We start from the raw sequence: 17,261 nt of genomic DNA, 5'->3' as shown, positions 1-17,261 counted from the left end.
CCCGGGGGCCGGCGAGGGCCCGCCCGGGACCCCGGCCGGGGCGCCCGGCGACGGGGAGGCTCCCGGCTGCGGCTTGCCGCTCGCGCCCACCTTGGCCCCCTTGCCCTCGGCCTCGGTCTTCTTCCCGTGCCCGGCGCCGTGGCCGCTCGCCCCGCGCCCGGCTCCGGCTCCGCCGTCCCGCTGCGCGGCCGCGCCCTGGTGGCCGGCCGAGGAGGACGGCCCCGGCCGGGCGGCGTCGTCGCTGACGCTCATGCAGCCCGCGCTGGCGGCCAACGCGAGCACGGTGAGGGCCAGTCGGAACGATCCGCCACGCGATGCGCCCGGAAAGGCGGACCCGCCGGACGGGCGCGCGGACGGGGGTGCGGGAGGCGACACGGAAGGGGGCGCGGAAGGGGACACGGAAGCGGGGAACGGGCGCACGTGGCACCTCCAGAGGGCGACGGCGTCCACGGTCGGACGCCGTCCGCGGTCAGCGGGTCAATCTCTCCAACTCCCATTGCCCCGTTAGGGACACGCCCGCGCGCCGCCCGCTGTCCCCCGGGCCCGGCCTCAGCCTGCGGCCAGCCGCTCCGCCACCTGCCATCCGAGGTGCACCGCACCTAGCCCGACCAGCACCGACGCCCCCACGTTCGCCGCCGCCAGGAACCGGTGGCCCCGCTCCGCCAGCCGCAGGGTCTCGTAGGAGAACGTCGAGTACGTCGTCAGCGCGCCGCACAGCCCGGTGCCCAGGAACAGCCCGAGCCGCGAGGAGGCCCCGCCCACCAGCAGCGCCCCGGTCAGCGAGCCGAGCACCAGCGAGCCGAGCGCGTTCACGGTGAAGGTCCCCCACGGGAACACCGAGTCGTGCCGCGCCTGCACCGCACGGTCCGTCAGATAGCGCAGCGGCGCCCCGAGGGCCCCGCCGACCAGCACCAGCAGCCAGTTCACCCGGTCCCACCGCTCCCCCGGTCCCGGCTCCGGTCGCGTCCGCGCTCCCGCTCGCGCCCCCGGTCCCGTACCGCCACCGCCCGCCGGGTCAGCGAGGCCGCCGTCCACACGGCGGCCAGCGCCGCGGCCGCCGTCGTACCGGCGTAGCCGAGGGCGAGCCCGGCCCGGCCCCCGTCCAGCAGCCGCGCGAAGTCCACGGCGTACGTCGAGAACGTGGTGAACCCGCCGAGCACCCCGACCCCGAGGAACGGCCGCACCAGCGGGTGCGCCGTCCGGCCCCCCTCGCCGACCAGGACCATCAGGACCCCGATCAGCGCACAGCCGGACACGTTCGTCCAGAACGTCGCCCACGGGAAGGCGTCCGCACCGGCCGGCCACAGCAGCGCCAGCCCGTAGCGCGCCCCCGCCCCCAGAGCCCCGCCCGCCGCGATCGCGGCGAGGACCGGGCCCTGCGGTTCGGCGGCCTGCGCCGGTACGTGGAGGTCGACGTCCGGATCGATCGCCTCCGCCCCGGGGACCGGCCTGGTCACCCGTACCCCAGGGCGTGCAGCCGCTCGTCGTCGATGCCGAAGTGGTGGGCGATCTCGTGGACGCAGGAACACCCGCCAGACACCTTGTCCAACCCCGGATTTAGGCTGGTCAGCGGGGTAAGGGGAGGTTTGTATGTCACCACGAGAGCCATTCTCGCGTGCCGCCGCCATCCTGCGCGCGATTCTGTATTTGCGGATCTCGGATCTCACGGACACGTCCACGTCCATCCCCCGCCAGGAGAAGGCCGGCCGTGGCCGGGCCGATGACCTCGGCGCGGAAGTGATCAAGGTCTTCAAGGACGAGGACAAGTCCGGCTTCCACGCGTACGTGAACCGCCCCGACTGGGAAGCGGCCCTCACGATGCTCCGGGAGCGCCTGGCGGACGTGCTGATCGTCTTCAAGGTGGACCGGGCCACCCGCCAGGGCATCCCGCAGGCGTCGGAGATCATCCGGATCGTCTACGAGACCGGTTGCCGCTTCATCTCCATCGCGGACGGCATCGACTCCAACAACGAGGGCTGGGAGATCCAGCTCACACTGGCCGCGCACCAGGCCCACAAGGAATCCAAGAACACGTCCATCCGGGTCACGGACCTCCGGGCGGACGAGCGGGACGAAGGCCGCTGGATGGGCAGCCGCCCGTACGGCTTCATCGTCACGCCGGAGCGGAAGCTCGCCCCACACCCGGAGGAGTCGGAGATCATCCGCGCCGTGGTCGCCAAGCTCTTGGACGGCCAGTCCCTCCGCTCTGTCGCGAAGTGGATGAACGACCAGGGCTACGACTCCCCGCGCTGGGCCAGCCGGAAGCTGCGGATCGCCCAGCTTGAGGCCAAGGGTGAACCGATCAAGGCGCAGAAGCTCCGGGAGAAGCCGCTGAAGACCCCGAACTCATGGTCGTGGCCAGCCGTCAGGCAACTTGTGATCTCCCCCACAATGGCCGGGTACCTGCCCCACAAGGGTGAGGTCTACCGCCACAGCGTGACCGGCGAGATGGTCCGGGTCGGCAAGGAGATCATCAGCTTCGCGGACCACACCCGCTTGCGGTCGATGTTCGGCAGCCGGGTCCCCGTCCACTGGACCCGGGACGCGACTCCCGGCGCGAAGTCCAAGGACACGGGCCGGGCGGTCACCGGTCTCCTGTCGGACTACCTCTACTGCGCCGAATGCGGCTCGCGCATGTCCTACGACACGGCGTTCGTGCGGAACGGTGAGGTCTGGCCCCGCTACCGCTGCACCCGCCGCCACTTCAGCGGCCGGTGCCCCGGCGTGCTGATCAAGGGCACCCACGCGGACGCCCTGGTGACCGAAGCGATGATCAACCGTCTCGGTGCTCTCGATGACGACGACCCGGCGATCCTGGCCATCGCTCAGCGCTGGGCCGACATGAAGCACCCGGACCGCAAGACCCGCCGCTCCCAGCTCGAAGCCCTGATCCGGGAAGAGGAACAGTTCCTCGATCGCCTGGAGGACGAGAAGCTGAACGGACTCTTCCAGGGCCCGCGAGGTGAGGCCCGCTTCAAGCGTCGGTACGACGAGAGCAACGGCCGGTTGGACGGCTACGAGCGAGAGCTGAACACCCTCCCCACCGGACAGGCTCTCGACATCACGTTCCTTCGAGAGACGACCCTCTTCCGGGAGGCGTGGGAGGACTGGCCCCTTGCCGAACGGCGCGAGATCGTCGGTCTCGTGCTCGAACGCGCATGGGTGTTGAAGGCCCGCAAGACCGGCGTCCGCCCGTCCATCGACCGCTTCCGCTTCTGGTGGGTCGGGGAAGAACAGCCGGAGGACCTGAAGTTCCCTACAACGCTCCCTGAAGCCGACACCCAGTAAAGGACCTCCACGGGTCCCGCAGAGGCCCCCACACGGCCATACAGCCCCGTTCCTCCGACCGGAGGGGCGGGGCTTGTCCGTGCCCGCTTGCAACCGTCCCGCTCCAGGGACAGCAGGGGCGGGCAGTCGACGCCCCAGAAGCCGGTTGTGAGCGGCGAAACGCGGCGGAACACAAAGCCTTTGGGGGCGCTCCGCTGCGATGTGTCCCACGACCAGCGACTTCCGCCGGGATCCAACGAAGGAGGGGCATGGATGCATCGAGCGTCACCGGGCTTCTCAGCCTCCTACGGGAAGCCGAAGCCTTGGCATGGGAGAGCGCGAGGCCCCGCGATGAGCGAACGCTGAGGCTGCACCGGCTCGTAGCAGGCGCGCTGAGGACCGTTGAGGCGCTGGACGCCGGCGAGCGATGCGCAGGGCCGGACTGCGACCACATGGTCGTGTACGGCGGCATAGGGCGCCCCGCCCGGTACTGCTCCAAGCGGTGCCGGGACCGCGCTGCCTACCAGTCGACCCGTCAGCGGCAGCGGCGACCTCAAGGCTGACAGTTACTTATTTCCTCAACGCGTAACAGTAATCAGTTTTCTCATAGAGAAGCCATAAGAAAACAAAGAGCCGTTACTTGCGCCACCGTTTCGTCTCAGGATATTACGTAACAGGGGGACCCGTGGGCTACTACGGTCACGAAAACCGTACCGACGACTGCCAGAACTGCGGCCAGCCACTGTCCGGCCGACAGGAACGCTTCTGTTCCGCCGCCTGCCGACAGGCTTCCTATCGGCGGAAGTCTCAGCCAGCGAAGGCGCGGAGCATGAAGCCTTGTCCGCTCTGTGGTGACCACTTTGAGGTAACCCACGCGCTCAAGCGGTTCTGTGACTACGAGGACGAAGCGGAGGATTTCTGCCGCGACGCCCAAGATGACTTGGAAGAAGCCAAGGACATCGCCCAATGGCAGCGTGAGAACGCCGCCTGTGCTCACTGCGGCAAGCCCGCCCGGTGGTCCGGCCGTGGTCGGCCCCGGAGGTTTTGCTCCGACCGTTGCAAGACGGCCCAGCACCGCAAGGCCAAGGCCGCGCAGAGCAACTGACCAGCGCATCACGTGATGCGCGGTCCCCGATAGATCACGTACGTGATTGCCCCGGCTGCGACACACCGGGGCTTCCTTATGCCCGCTGACAGGGGGGTCCGAGCGTGTACTACAACCCAACCGGGGTAACTGTGGCCGAGATTGGCGCGTTGACCGGCACGGCAGATGAACTGACGGAGCACATGCACCCCGCCATGGTGCGTGCCTTCATGGAGTGGGACAGCAGCCGTGCCATGCAGGGTGCGAGCGGCCCTGTGGCCGTGCGCGCCGGCTTCGTGCGAGGACCCTTCAGATTGGTGGACGACCCATTCCGCCCCTTGTGGGAATTCCCATCAGCACTTCGCCGGGACGTTCTGCGCTCTCGCACGGTGATCCGGCGCCGTGAGGCCCGACCAGCACAGTGGAGAACAGCGGGCGGCACCATCCGCGTGGTAGACGGCACGAAGGTCTTCACGGGTGAATGCCAGACATGCGGCGCCACTTACACGCAGAGGCGCCCGGAGGGGCAGAAGCGCCGGTGGCCCCTGATGTGCTCCGACGACTGCCGTAAGGCACGTGCCCGCCAACGGAAGCGCGAGTGGGCGGCAAAGAACCGCACGAACGGCAAGGCCGCATAGACACTTACTCATACATGTGAGGGGACGTTCCGAGCCTCCCCAGTACCCCTACGCCAGCCACCCCATTGAGGGGCGCTGGTTTTTTGATGCCCGCACCCCAAGGAGTACCGGTGTCCCATGCGGAACAGGCGCGCGCCCACATGGCCAAGCGCGACGAATACACAAACCTTCTGGCCAAGCTCGACTTGGACCCCGCTAAGCGCTCTCTGACTTCGGGTGAACGTAAGGCGGAATCAGAACTACTCGACAAGATCCGTCACGCAGACACCCAGATGAAGCGCCACCTTGAGGCAGCCGCCGCAGAGGAAGCGGCAATGCGGATCACATCTCCCCTGCAACTCATGGGGACGACACGTAACCACGACGGTAAGGAATCCCGTATGGCGATGACTCCTGGCGAACTCATGGCCCGTTCGCTCGAACTGTCTCGGGGCATCACGACTCCGAGCACGGGCAAGGCTTTCAGTCCTGAACAGGTGGCCCGGAACTTCATCGACCTTCTCGCTCCGCAGTCCGTTGTCATGGAAAGCGGTGTCCAGCGGGTCGAGACGAGCGCCGAGACCTATTCGTTTCCCGTAATCCGATCCGACTTCTCGGCCGGCTTCGTGGGTGAGCTTGACGACCTCCCCACCGGCGGTTTCGGTTCGGACCCACTCAAGATCACGCCGAAGAAGATCGCCGCCGCCGACCTGATCGCCAATGAGCTGATGGACGACGGTGGAGCGTCCTTCCTGAACCCCATGGCCAAGTCACTCATGCGGTCTGTGGCGCTGGGCTTCGACCGTGAGGCCCTGATCGGAACGGGTGCGGGCAAGGGATTCGTGGGCATTTCCAAGACGCCCGGCATTCAGGCTCACGCAGTAACGGGCGGCCTCAAGGATCTGGACGGGTTCGTTACCGCATTCGGAAAGCTCGAATCGGCCAATGCGAAGGCTACTGCGATCGTGATGGGGCCGAAGATGTGGACCACGCTTATGGCTCTACGTGAGGCAACCGGGTCCCTCAAGCCGCTTCTTAGCGAGTCTGCCGGTTCTCCCACTGCGGGCATTCAGCGCTCGATTCTCGGCGTGCGGGTCCGGCTTTCGTCGTTCATGCCGGACACGGAAATTCTGGTCTTCGAAGCCGATCAGGTGTTCGCGGTGTGGCGGAAGTCAGCCGGCTTTGAGATCAGCAACCAGTTCGGGTTCCTCAAGGACGGAACGGCAGTGCGCGCGATTGCCCGTGCCGCTATCGCTGTTCCGAATGCTGCCGCCGTCTGCAAGATCACCGTTTCCGCCTGAGAGGTTCGCATCATGTCTATCTTCAACACCACCGAGCCGACCGTGACCGTCCGCATGACCGGCTACATGAGCTACGGCCCGACCAGCGACGGCAGCCCCAGCCACGTCCTTGAGAACGGTGGGGTCTACGACGTTCCCCAGGGTGAGGCCGCCTGGCTCGTCTCGGCTGAGCTTGCCGAATTGATCTGAGTGCCCCGTGTTCGTGGAGCTGACCAGAGGGGTCCTCGTAGACCGGATGCGGGCAGGGGCGGGGATGCGGCTCCGCTGTCCGTCCGACGTTGGCGACTACCTGACCGGGATCGGCTGGGCCCGGGTGGTGCCCGCCCCCCACAGGCTCAACGACGGCAGACAGCTCGTCGCCCGGCAGATCCGGGAGATTCCCGGAGCCAGCGACGAGCTGAGCGAGTGGCCCTCGTGGATGCGCCCGGCGTGGGTAAGGCCCGATGGCCGAGCCGTGCTCAGCGGGGATGACCGCCCGTGGCTTCCCACCCGTTGCCGGTCGTGCCCCAGGTTCGGCTACGCCCTCAAGGAGCGGCTACCGGCCGACGCCCACCGAGAGGAACACTCGGATGCGTGGGTCATCGGATGCCCACAGTGCGTCCTGCGCTGAAGGCTTCAGCTCCTGTGCCGCCCGTGCCACAAGGCGAAGACGCGCGTGGACCTGAGCTACACGGCTCCGCCCTTCTGAGGGAGGGAGAGAGCGGTCCGGAAGTTCCCGGGCGTGCCCGCCGGCGATCCCGGCCCCAGCTCGGAAAACGCGCCCTGGGTGCGACTCCTTTTTTGGGCCCTGGGCGCTGTCTGACCTGGGCAAAGCCCGTTCCGCACCCCTGAGAAAGTGGTCTCCAAACGGTAGTTAGCCCCCTCGAAGCACCACCGAAGCCCCCGATGGCTGCCCACGTACTGGGTAGCTGTCGGGGGCTTTCGTGCTTGCTAGCCGTTTCTCCGGCCTCGAACCAGCAGGGTCCCCGTGCGCTGACTGCCCACGGGCGGCGGGATCACATCCACGGAGACATCCACGTATCCGTGTTCCTTGAGCGTGGCGGCCCACACGTCCGGCTCGTAGTCCCAGCGCTTGACCACAGCGGGTTCTTCATCGGGCCCCCGTGGGATGTAGGACGCCTGACAGCCGTAGCAACCCTCCACGGCGGGCCGCTGGGACATGGCGAACACCCCGCCGGGCTTGAGCGTCGCGTGGACGGCGGGAAGCATCTCCGCCGGGTCAGTGAAGTAGGCCGCACCGAAGACGGAGTAGATCGCATCGAACGGAGCCTGCCCCCGCATGAAGGTGAGCGCGTCTCCCCGGTGCAGGGTCATGCCTTCGATGTCCGGCCAGCGCTCACGGGCCTTGGCCAACTGGGCCGGCGACAGGTCGATGCCCACGGCTTCCATGCCGAGAGTGGCGAGATGAGCGACGTTGCCACCGGAACCGCACCCCAGGTCCAGCACCCTGCCTCCGGACGGCAGGGACAGCACTTCGGCCCCCGGTCCGTGGTCGGGGTGCTGAGTCCAGTTGAACCAGGTGGTCTCGCCCTTGGCGTTGGTCTTTCGGCGCTGGGGCTTGCTCTGCGAGTAGGTGTCCCAGGCAGCGCTACGAGTGTCGGTCACGGCGTCCGTCCCATGTCATGGCGACAGCCGCCCGGCGTGGGGACCGGGCGGCCGACGCGCTGAGGCGTGCTACTTGTTCACGGGGCTGTCGGTGCACCCAGCGTGGCACTGCGTGCAGTCCGCCGCGCCCTCGTTGGGCCAGAACTCGGGGTCGATGGTGAACCCGGCGGCGCGGATCGCCGCCTTCGTCGCCTCCATGGCGGCCCTGCCCGCTTCGGGGTCCGAACCGGTCTCGTCGTCGTCCGGGACGTGGTGGATGTACTCCACGCCGAGCGACTTGGCGAAGGCCACGTAGGGGACGCTCCGCTGGATGAACGCGTGCCAGAACAGGTCCACCCGAAGGGACGGGGTGAGCGGCTCGTCGGTGAGCGTCGAGGCCACCAGGAAGGCCGCCATCTGGCTCACTCCACGCTCGCCCTGGTCGTCGGACATCTCCGGCCAGGTCTTGCGCACGTCCCGGGCGAGCCGTTCCCGGAGGTCCGGGCTGATGAGGCCCAAGACCTCGGCCGGCTGCTTCGTGATCGTCACGTCATTTCCTTCCGTGTCGGATGGTGCGTGATCGGGGAGGAGCATCGGGGGCATTCGCAGGGAGGCCACGCGGCGGACGCTGCGGGGGTCAACGGCTTGTCGCTCCGGTCGGTGGGGAAGGCGACCTCCCCGCCGTAGGTTCTGCCGCCGTCGCGGGATACCCGCACCGTCATGGTCATCCGCTCACGCTCCCTCGTAGCTGCCTCACGACGCCCTGATGTTCCGCCTGTGGACCAGGGCAGAGCGACGACGAATCGGGCGTCTTCGGGGCGTCACTCAGAGGGGCGTCAATGACGCCTCAATGGGCGTCAAACCGGTGTCATTGCAAGGCTGTTCGGTCTAGCTTTGACGTCATGACGACGACCGCTGTGGTGCCGAATGATGTGCTGCGGGCCGTACGAATGGGCCTGCGTATGAGCCAGGACGAGTTCGCCAACGCGCTCCGCCAGGCGGGGGCCGAACTGGGAGAGCCCAACGAGGCGTCCAAGCGCCTTGTGCAGCGCTGGGAATCCGGGACGAGCAAGACACCCCGGGGCGTCTACGCCAGGGCGTTAGAACGGGTCACAGGGCGACCCGTGGAAGCCCTGGGGTTCGCCCTGCCGGTACCGATGGCACGGGTCCACGCCGATGGGTCAGGAGGACATGACATGGACGCTGGAGCAGGGGGTGTCACCTCCGCAGCCGCGACCGCCGCACCGGTCACCGGGGAGACGTTCTCGGGGATCTGGCTCAGCCGGTACGAGTTCTACTCGTCCAGCCGGGACGCGACGTACGAGGGCAAGCACTACGTGGTGATCGTCCAGCACGGGAACCGGCTGACCGCCCAGAGCCTTCCGGGGGCGTCCAGCAACCCGGACAGCCCGCTCTCCCTGGATCTCACCGTTGATCGCAACGTGGTGACCGGCTCGTGGGTGGAGCAGACGGCCGCCGACGGCTACTACCAGGGCGCCCGGTACCACGGTGCGATCCAACTGCTGGTCGAGCCGACCGGCCGCCGGATGGCCGGGAAGTGGGTCGGCTTCGGCAAGGACTTCGACGTGAACACCGGGCCGTGGGAGCTGCGGCTTGTGGACCGGTCCACCAGCAAGGCCGCTCTGGAGCGGTACAGCCAAGCGCCGGAGTGACCGTCCGGAGGCTTCTCGCGCCTCTCCTCCGTGGAAGTGATGTCGCTCACGGAGAATGGCCGTGTGCTGGAGATGACGCGAGAAGCCTTCGAAGAGCTGGTGTCCGATGCCCTGGACACGATCCCGCCTGAGCTGACACGGATCATGGACAACGTCGCCGTGTTCGTGGAGGACGAGCCCCCGGCGGACGATCCGGAGCTTCTGGGGCTCTACGAGGGGACTCCGCTCACCGAGCGGGGCGAGTGGTACGCCGGGGTGCTGCCGGACCGCATCTCGATCTACATGGGGCCGACCCTACGCATGTGCGAGACCCCGGCAGACGTGATTGACGAAGTCGCCGTGACCGTTGTTCATGAGATCGCCCACCACTTCGGCATCGACGACGAGCGGCTTCACGAACTGGGCTGGGGCTGATCCCGGGCGGCCCGATCAGGCCGCGATCAAGCCGCGAGAGTCACCTGAACAGGGGATTCCTCACCCGAAGAGGTGTACGACGGGATATCGTGCACCACGGTGATCTCCGTCTCCTCCACCACGTCCTCGCGGCTCTCGCAGATCCGGAGGGTGGGATTGCGGTAGATCGTGATCCGGTCCGGCAGCACCCCGGCGTACCACTCGCCGCGGTCCGTCAGCGGGGTCCCCTCGTAGAGCCCGAGCAGCTCCGGATCCTCCGCGGGCGGCTCGTCCTCGACGAAGACGGCGACGTTGTCCATCAGCCGCGTCAGTTCCGGCGGGATCCGGTCCAGGGCCTCGGCGACGAGTTCCTCGAACTCCTCACGACTCATCTCCAGCACCCGGCCATTCTCCCTCCGCAGGGGCCGCCTCCCCCGCCGGGGCGAAACCGTTTTGGCGATAGCTCCCCGCATCCCATATGCTTCTCACGTCCCCGACGCGCTGGAAAGCGCCCAGGTGGGCCCTTAGCCCTCATCGTCTAGTGGCCCAGGACGCCGCCCTTTCAAGGCGGTAGCACGGGTTCGAATCCCGTTGGGGGCACGCACAACCCTGTGCGAGACTTGTTCTCGCACGCACATGGTCCTGTGGAGCAGTTGGTTAGCTCGCCACCCTGTCAAGGTGGAGGTCGCGGGTTCAAGTCCCGTCAGGATCGCTGGAGCTCGAAAGAGCTTCGTGGCTGGGTAGCTCAGTTGGTACGAGCGATCGCCTGAAAAGCGATAGGTCGCCGGTTCGACCCCGGCCCCAGCCACAACCGGAAGGCCCCGTCCGTCGGACGGGGCCTTCCTCGTTCTCTCCTACTCCTCCGCTACTCCTCCGCGTCGTCCGTCCGGCCCTCGCCCGTACGGACCCCCGCACCGTCCTCCGTACGTGCCGGGCGGAGCCAGCGGAACACCCCGACCGCCAGGGCGGCCACCGCGACCAGCGCCAGCAGGGCCCAGTCCGGCACCACGTCGGCGGCCGAGCGCACCCACTCCTCCACGGCGAACGAGTCGTCCACGTCCAGCAGCCCGGGCAGCGCGCCGGCCCCGTCGAACACCAGGAAGAGCGTCCCCAGCAGGATGAAGAACGCGCCCGACAGCAGCGAGGTCGTGTGCAGGTGCAGCCGGCCCACCGAGAAGGCCCGCCCGCGCAGCCAGCTCCGCCGGCCCAGCTCGAACCGCTCCCAGAGCAGCGCCAGCACGAACAGCGGTACGGCCATCCCCAGGGCGTACACGGCCAGCAGCAGCCCGCCGTGGACCGGGTTGCCGCTGAGCCCGGCCACGGTCAGCACGCTGCCGAGGATCGGGCCGGCGCAGAAGCCGGCCAGGCCGTAGACCGCGCCCAGCGCGTACACCGAGAGCGCGGTCGTCGGCCGGATCCGCCCGGACAGCTCGGCGAGCTTCCGCGGGGCGAAGCCCAGGCCGAGGATCTGGGCGAGGCCCAGGACGATGATCAGCCAGCCGCCCACCAGGACCAGTTCCTCGCGGTGGCCGTGGAAGAACCGGCCGGCCGAGGACGAGGCCGCGCCCAGCGGCACCAGGGTGGTGGCCAGGCCGGCGTAGAAGATGCCGGTCCGGGCCAGCAGCCGGGAGGTGGAGTCGATCGAGTACGCGAAGAAGGCCGGCAGCAGCAGGGCGCTGCACGGGCTGAGCAGGGCGAGGAGGCCGCCGAGCAGGGCGGCCAGATAGCCGATCTGGCTCACTGCGCCGCCGCCTTGGCCTCCTCGACCGCCCGGGTGAAGGCCGAGAGCGGCTGGGCGCCGGCGATCGGGCGGCCGTTGATCAGGAAGGACGGGGTGGAGGAGACCCCGATGCGGTAGCCCTCCTCCTGGTCCTTGCGCAGGGCCTCGGCGGCCTCCGGGCCGGCCATGTCCTGCCGGAACCGCTCCAGGTCGCCGACGCCGGCGGCCCGGGCCAGCTCCAGCAGCCGCGCCTCGCCGAAGCCCTTCTCCTTGGAGCCCTCGGCGTAGGCGGCGGTGTGGAACTGCGCGAACCGGTCCTGCCGGCCCGCCGCCCAGGCGGCCTTGGCGGCGGCCTCGGACTCGGCGCCGAAGATCGGGAAGTTGCGCCACTCGATGCGGAGGGTGCCGTCGGCGACGTACTTCTTGATCAGCTCGGGCTCGGTGTCGCGGGCGAACTTGCCGCAGTAGCCACACTTGAAGTCGGAGTACTCGATGAGCACGACGGGGGCGTCGGCGCGCCCGGTGGCGAGCTTGTCCCCGGCGTCGCGCCGGGCCAGCTTCTGCAGGGCGGACCGGGCCGAGGACTCCTCCCCGGCGGAGGCGGAACTGTCGGGCCGCCCGGCCCGACGGCCCTCGGGCGCGGTCGTCTGCCAGGAGACGAGCCCGAGGACTACGGCGGCCAGGGCGACCCCGGCGGAGATCAGCAGGGGCTTGGTGGAACGGGACAAGGGTCCTCCGGATGACGGGCTACGGGTCTACGGATACAGGGCCGAGGCCCAGCCGGAGCCGAGGCTCGGCCCGGCCGGGCCGGGGCCAGGCTTTGGCCACGGCCTCGGCTCGACCGGGCTCGGCTCGACGGGGCCAGGCTTTGGCCAAGGCCTCGGCTCGACCGGGCTCGGCTCGACGGGGCCAGGCTTTGGCCACGGCCTCGGCTCGACCGGGCTCGGCTCGACGGGGGCCAGGCTTTGGCCACGGCCTCGGCCCGGCGGGCCGAGGCTCGGCCCGGCCGGGCCGGGCCGGGCCGGGCCGGGCCGGGCCGGGCCGGGCCCGTCTAGACCCGTAGGACCGACAGCTCCACCGGGCCGGGCGCGGCCCGGGCCGGGCCGCGGGTCGCCGGGACCGCGGTCGGGGCGCACGTCCCCGTGCCGCCGCAGGCGGCCACGCGGCCGCCGACGGGCACGGCACCTTCGTGCTGCCCGCCCGACCGCACCGGCGCGGCCGGCACCCGACCGTCCTCCCCTGGCCCGTGGTCGCACCGCCGGGGCGGGAGGGGCACGGCCGCACCCACCCCGGCCGGCGCCGCGGACGCGGCGGACACGGGCACGGCCCCGTGCGCGGCGGCCGGCACGGCCCCGTGCAGCACCTGCCCGGCCCGGCCCTCGGCGGCCGGCGCCCTCGGCGCGGCGGACACGGGCGCGGGCGAAGCCCCGTGGGCCTGGGCGGCAGACCGGCTCGGGTGGGCCGCAGGCCCGCCCCCCACGGCGGGCGGGGTGCACGTCAGGGTGGCCAGGACGAGGGCGAGCAGGAGCCATGCGGGACCGAGCCGGAGGCTGGTTCGCATGGGTGGGACCTCTCACGGATGATGGACGGGGGACTCGTCCCGAAATGGTACGGCCCGTACTCCGAAATGGGTTCGCCACCCAGCCGGGCCAGGTGAGATCCTCGATCAGGTATGTCTACTTCCTTCGCCGCCCTGCAGACCCAGCTCGGTGAGATCTCGCTCCGCGACGCTCACCGCCTCGGCCGACGTCTCGATGGCGCCCGCCGCATCCGCAAGCCCGAGGCCAGGCAGGCGGTCCTCGACGAGATCTCCGCCGAGGCCGCGAAGGCGGCCGAACGCGTGGCCGCCCGGGCCGCGCGGCGGCCCGAGGTCACGTACCCCGAGAACCTGCCGGTCAGCCAGAAGAAGGACGAGATCGCCGAGGCGATACGCGACCACCAGGTCGTGATCGTCGCCGGTGAGACCGGCTCGGGCAAGACCACCCAGATCCCCAAGATCTGCATGGAGCTGGGCCGCGGCGTCCGCGGGATGATCGGCCACACGCAGCCCCGCCGGATCGCCGCCCGTACCGTCGCCGAGCGCATCGCGGAGGAGCTGAAGTCCGAGATCGGGCAGACGGTCGGCTGGAAGGTCCGCTTCACCGACCAGGTGGACGCGGACGCCACCTTCGTCAAGCTCATGACGGACGGCATCCTGCTCGCCGAGATCCAGACGGACCGCGAGCTGCGTGCGTACGACACGATCATCATCGACGAGGCCCACGAGCGCAGCCTCAACATCGACTTCCTGCTCGGCTACCTCGCCCAGCTCCTCCCCCGGCGGCCCGACCTCAAGGTCGTGATCACCTCCGCGACCATCGACCCCGAGCGCTTCTCCCGGCACTTCGGCGACGCCCCGATCGTCGAGGTCAGCGGGCGTACGTACCCGGTCGAGGTGCGCTACCGCCCCCTCCTCGAAGAGGATTCCGAGGACGCCGACCGGGACCAGATCACCGCCATCTGCGACGCCGTCGACGAGCTCCAGAAGGAGGGGCCGGGCGACATCCTGGTCTTCCTCTCCGGCGAGCGCGAGATCCGCGACACCGCGGACGCCCTCGACAAGCTGAAGCTCCGCTCCACCGAAGTGCTGCCGCTCTACGCCCGCCTCTCGCACGCCGAACAGCACCGCGTCTTCCAGCCGCACACCGGCCGCCGGATCGTGCTGGCGACGAATGTCGCCGAGACCTCGCTGACCGTCCCCGGCATCAAGTACGTGATCGACCCGGGCACCGCCCGGATCTCCCGCTACAGCCACCGCACCAAGGTGCAGCGCCTGCCCATCGAGCGGATCTCCCAGGCCAGCGCCAACCAGCGCAAGGGCCGCTGCGGCCGTACCTCCGACGGCATCTGCATCCGGCTGTACTCCGAGGCCGACTTCGACGCCCGCCCGGAGTTCACCGACGCCGAGATCCTGCGCACCAACCTCGCCTCCGTCATCCTCCAGATGACCGCGGCCGGCCTCGGCGAGATCGAGAAGTTCCCGTTCATCGACCCGCCGGACCACCGCAACATCCGCGACGGCGTCCAGCTCCTCCAGGAGCTCGGGGCGCTGGACCCGGCGGAGAAGGACCCGAAGAAGCGGCTCACGCCGATGGGCCGGAAGCTCTCGCAGCTCCCGGTGGACCCGCGGCTGGCCCGCATGGTCGTCGAGGCCGACAAGAACGGCTGTGTCCGCGAGGTCATGGTCATCGCGGCGGCCCTGTCCATCCAGGACCCGCGCGAGCGGCCCTCGGACAAGCAGACCCAGGCCGACCAGCAGCACGCCCGGTTCAAGGACGAGACCTCCGACTTCCTGGCCTTCCTCAACCTGTGGCGCTACGTCCGCGAGCAGCAGAAGGAGCGCGGCTCGTCCTCGTTCCGCCGGATGTGCAAGCAGGAGTACCTGAACTTCCTGCGGATCCGCGAGTGGCAGGACATCTACGCGCAGCTGCGTACGGTCGCCAAGAGCATGGGCATCCACCTCAACGAGGAGGACGCCCCCGAGCAGAGCGTCCACGTCTCGCTGCTGGCAGGTCTGCTGTCGCACATCGGGCTCAAGGACACCGACAAGAACGAGTACCTGGGTGCCCGGTCGGCCAAGTTCGCGATCTTCCCCGGGTCGGCGCTGTTCAAGAAGCAGCCGAAGTTCGTGATGTCGGCGGAGCTGGTGGAGACCTCGCGGCTGTGGGCCCGGGTCAACGCCAAGGTGGAGCCCGAGTGGGTCGAGCCGCTGGCCCAGCACCTGATCAAGCGCACGTACAGCGAGCCGCACTGGGAGAAGGACCAGGCGGCCGTCATGGCGTACGAGAAGGTCACGCTGTACGGCGTACCGATCGTCGCCCAGCGGAAGATCAACTACGGCCGGATCGATCCCGAGGTCTGCCGGGAGCTGTTCATCCGCAACGCCCTGGTCGAGGGCGACTGGCGCACGCACCACAAGTTCTACGCCGACAACCGCAAGCTGCTCACCGAGGTCGAGGAGCTGGAGCACCGGGCCCGGCGCCGGGACATCGTCGTGGACGACGAGACCCTGTTCGACTTCTACGACCAGCGGATCCCCGAGCACGTGGTGTCGGGTGCGCACTTCGACTCCTGGTGGAAGCACAAGAAGCGCGAGGAGCCCGAACTCCTCGACTTCGAGCGGGAGATGCTGCTCACCGACAAGGCCAAGGGCGTCACCAAGGCCGACTACCCGGACTCCTGGCGGCAGGGGCAGCTCACGTTCAAGGTGACGTACCAGTTCGAGCCGGGCGCGGACGCGGACGGGGTGACCGTGCACGTTCCGCTCCAGGTGCTCAACCAGGTCACCGACGAGGGCTTCGACTGGCAGATCCCGGGCCTGCGCGAGGAAGTGGTCACCGAGCTGATCCGCTCGCTGCCCAAGCCGATCCGCCGGCACTACGTGCCCGCCCCGAACTACGCCGCGCGCTTCCTGGACACCGCCGTCCCCCTCCAGGAGCCGTTGACGGTCACGCTGGCGCGGGAGCTGCACCGGATGGTGGGCGTGCCGGTGGCCGCCGAGGACTTCGACCCGTCGCGGATCCCCGATCACCTCAAGATCACGTTCCGGATCGTCGACGAGCGGCGGCGCAAGCTCGCCGAGGACAAGGACCTGGAGGCGCTGCGGCTGAAGCTGAAGCCCAAGGCCCGCCAGGCGCTGTCCAAGGCCGCCGCGGCGACGGCCGAGCGGTCGGGCGGGACCTCGCTGGAGCGCACCGGGCTGACCGACTGGACCATCGGGACCCTCACCCGGGTGTTCGAGACCCGGCGGGCCGGGCAGCCGGTGAAGGCGTACCCGGCGCTGGTGGACGCGGGCGAGACCGTGTCCGTACGGCTCTTCGACACCGAGGCGGAGCAGGCCCGGGCCATGTGGCTGGGCACGCGCCGGCTGATCCTGCTGAACATCCCGGTGAACCCGGCGAAGTTCGCCTCGGACAAGCTGACCAACCAGCAGAAGCTGGCCCTGTCCCGCAACCCGCACGGTTCGGTCCAGGCGCTGTTCGAGGACTGCGCGACCGCGGCCGCCGACCAGCTCATCGCTGACCACGGCGGCCCGGCCTGGGACGAGGCGGGCTTCCGCCGGCTCTACGACGCGGTCCGGGCCGACCTCGTGGACACCACGGTCCGTACGGTCGGGCAGGTGCAGCAGATCCTGGCCGCCTGGCAGGCCTGTGAGCGCCGCCTGAAGGCCACCAACAGCCTGGCCCTGCTGAACAACGTCCAGGACGTCAGGACGCAGCTCGCGGCCCTGGTGCCGGCCGGTTTCGTGACGCTGACCGGGCTGAAGCGACTGCCGGACCTGATGCGCTACCTGGTGGCGGCGGACCGGCGGCTGCAGCAGATGCCGACGGGCGTCCAGCGCGACACCACGCGCATGGAGAAGGTCCACGAGATGCAGGACGAGTACGCCTGGCTGCTGGAGCAGCTGCCCCAGGGCCGACCGGTCCCGGAGGCGGTGACGGACATCCGCTGGATGATCGAGGAACTTCGGGTCAGCTACTTCGCTCACGCGCTCGGGACGGCGTACCCGATCTCGGACAAGCGGATCGTGAAGGCGGTCGACGCGCTCGCTCCGTGACCGCCGGATGATCCGGTTCGACCGAA

15 protein-coding genes, 3 tRNA genes and 2 pseudogenes are annotated in these 17,261 nt (G+C 69.3%); 10 read left to right on the top strand and 10 right to left on the bottom strand.

What is annotated here, in order from left to right:
• The 4 genes and pseudogenes from EF918_RS07065 to EF918_RS07050 form a co-directional block, all read right to left on the bottom strand.
• Positions 1-252: pseudogene (locus tag EF918_RS07065) on the bottom strand (hypothetical protein); the annotation flags it as partial.
• 297 nt (positions 253-549) lie between these two features.
• Positions 550-927, bottom strand: a complete 378-nt coding sequence (gene crcB, locus EF918_RS07060; RefSeq protein WP_125642469.1) for a fluoride efflux transporter CrcB — start codon at positions 925-927, stop codon at positions 550-552.
• Positions 924-1,457 carry a CrcB family protein gene (locus tag EF918_RS07055; protein ID WP_125642466.1) on the bottom strand — a complete coding sequence of 178 codons (534 nt, stop codon included), beginning with the start codon at positions 1,455-1,457 and terminating at the stop codon, positions 924-926. Before EF918_RS07055 ends, crcB begins: the two co-directional genes overlap by 4 nt.
• Positions 1,454-1,525 (bottom strand): annotated as a pseudogene (locus EF918_RS07050) (metallopeptidase family protein); the annotation flags it as partial. The gene EF918_RS07055 and the pseudogene EF918_RS07050, both read right to left, overlap by 4 nt.
• A gap of 122 nt (positions 1,526-1,647) precedes the next feature.
• Between EF918_RS07050 and EF918_RS07045 the strand changes: the two are divergent.
• The 4 genes from EF918_RS07045 (at position 1,648) to EF918_RS36785 (ending at position 6,458) form a co-directional block, all read left to right on the top strand.
• The gene (locus EF918_RS07045; protein WP_185921621.1) at positions 1,648-3,288 is read left to right on the top strand and encodes a recombinase family protein; all 1,641 of its coding nucleotides are present in this window, start codon (positions 1,648-1,650) and stop codon (positions 3,286-3,288) included.
• Positions 3,289-3,952: 664 nt separating this feature from the next.
• The gene (locus tag EF918_RS07040; RefSeq protein WP_125642460.1) at positions 3,953-4,372 is read left to right on the top strand and encodes a hypothetical protein; all 420 of its coding nucleotides are present in this window, start codon (positions 3,953-3,955) and stop codon (positions 4,370-4,372) included.
• A gap of 727 nt (positions 4,373-5,099) precedes the next feature.
• Complete coding sequence (locus EF918_RS07035) at positions 5,100-6,269, top strand: phage major capsid protein (RefSeq protein WP_185921620.1); 1,170 nt, start codon at positions 5,100-5,102, stop codon at positions 6,267-6,269.
• 12 nt (positions 6,270-6,281) lie between these two features.
• The gene (locus tag EF918_RS36785) at positions 6,282-6,458 is read left to right on the top strand and encodes a hypothetical protein (protein WP_185921619.1); all 177 of its coding nucleotides are present in this window, start codon (positions 6,282-6,284) and stop codon (positions 6,456-6,458) included.
• A gap of 741 nt (positions 6,459-7,199) precedes the next feature.
• Here EF918_RS36785 and EF918_RS07030 read toward each other — a convergent pair.
• Together EF918_RS07030 and EF918_RS07025 are read right to left on the bottom strand one after the other, a co-directional pair.
• Positions 7,200-7,874, bottom strand: a complete 675-nt coding sequence (locus tag EF918_RS07030) for a bifunctional 2-polyprenyl-6-hydroxyphenol methylase/3-demethylubiquinol 3-O-methyltransferase UbiG (protein ID WP_125642453.1) — start codon at positions 7,872-7,874, stop codon at positions 7,200-7,202.
• 69 nt (positions 7,875-7,943) lie between these two features.
• Complete coding sequence (locus EF918_RS07025; protein ID WP_125642450.1) at positions 7,944-8,402, bottom strand: hypothetical protein; 459 nt, start codon at positions 8,400-8,402, stop codon at positions 7,944-7,946.
• 353 nt (positions 8,403-8,755) lie between these two features.
• Between EF918_RS07025 and EF918_RS07015 the strand changes: the two genes are divergently transcribed.
• Complete coding sequence (locus EF918_RS07015; RefSeq protein ID WP_125642444.1) at positions 8,756-9,526, top strand: DNA-binding transcriptional regulator; 771 nt, start codon at positions 8,756-8,758, stop codon at positions 9,524-9,526.
• A 63-nt stretch (positions 9,527-9,589) separates the two neighbouring features.
• Positions 9,590-9,940 (top strand): metallopeptidase family protein, encoded by a 351-nt coding sequence (locus EF918_RS07010; protein WP_125642441.1) that lies wholly within the window; start codon positions 9,590-9,592, stop codon positions 9,938-9,940.
• Positions 9,941-9,966: 26 nt separating this feature from the next.
• On the opposite strand, the gene EF918_RS07005 is transcribed toward EF918_RS07010, so the two are convergent.
• Positions 9,967-10,320 carry a metallopeptidase family protein gene (locus tag EF918_RS07005; protein WP_185921618.1) on the bottom strand — a complete coding sequence of 118 codons (354 nt, stop codon included), beginning with the start codon at positions 10,318-10,320 and terminating at the stop codon, positions 9,967-9,969.
• Between the two features lie 126 nt (positions 10,321-10,446).
• Between EF918_RS07005 and EF918_RS07000 the strand changes: the two genes are divergently transcribed.
• From EF918_RS07000 to EF918_RS06990, 3 genes are all read left to right on the top strand, one after another.
• Positions 10,447-10,519: transfer RNA gene (locus EF918_RS07000), tRNA-Glu, on the top strand.
• A 38-nt stretch (positions 10,520-10,557) separates the two neighbouring features.
• Positions 10,558-10,631 (top strand) — tRNA-Asp (locus EF918_RS06995).
• Positions 10,632-10,653: 22 nt separating this feature from the next.
• Positions 10,654-10,727 (top strand) — tRNA-Phe (locus EF918_RS06990).
• Between the two features lie 57 nt (positions 10,728-10,784).
• Here the strand turns inward: EF918_RS06990 and EF918_RS06985 are convergent.
• The 3 genes from EF918_RS06985 to EF918_RS06975 all read right to left on the bottom strand — a co-directional run bounded on the left by EF918_RS06985 (position 10,785) and on the right by EF918_RS06975 (position 13,200).
• Positions 10,785-11,660, bottom strand: a complete 876-nt coding sequence (locus EF918_RS06985; protein WP_125642434.1) for a cytochrome c biogenesis CcdA family protein — start codon at positions 11,658-11,660, stop codon at positions 10,785-10,787.
• A complete protein-coding gene (locus tag EF918_RS06980; RefSeq protein ID WP_125642431.1) occupies positions 11,657-12,367 on the bottom strand; it encodes a thioredoxin domain-containing protein in 711 nt (236 codons plus the stop codon). Before EF918_RS06980 ends, EF918_RS06985 begins: the two co-directional genes overlap by 4 nt.
• Before the next feature lie 323 nt (positions 12,368-12,690).
• Complete coding sequence (locus tag EF918_RS06975) at positions 12,691-13,200, bottom strand: hypothetical protein (RefSeq protein ID WP_125642428.1); 510 nt, start codon at positions 13,198-13,200, stop codon at positions 12,691-12,693.
• 111 nt (positions 13,201-13,311) lie between these two features.
• On the opposite strand from EF918_RS06975, the gene hrpA reads away from it, so the two are divergent.
• Positions 13,312-17,235, top strand: coding sequence for an ATP-dependent RNA helicase HrpA (hrpA, locus tag EF918_RS06970; protein ID WP_125642425.1), 3,924 nt, complete (start codon positions 13,312-13,314; stop codon positions 17,233-17,235).
• Positions 17,236-17,261: the final 26 nt, after the last annotated feature.

This window comes from Streptomyces sp. WAC06614 (assembly GCF_003949795.1).
Classification (GTDB): domain Bacteria; phylum Actinomycetota; class Actinomycetes; order Streptomycetales; family Streptomycetaceae; genus Streptomyces.
The sequence above is the reverse complement of the archived record's forward strand: the minus strand, read 5'-3'. Positions and strand labels throughout refer to the sequence as shown.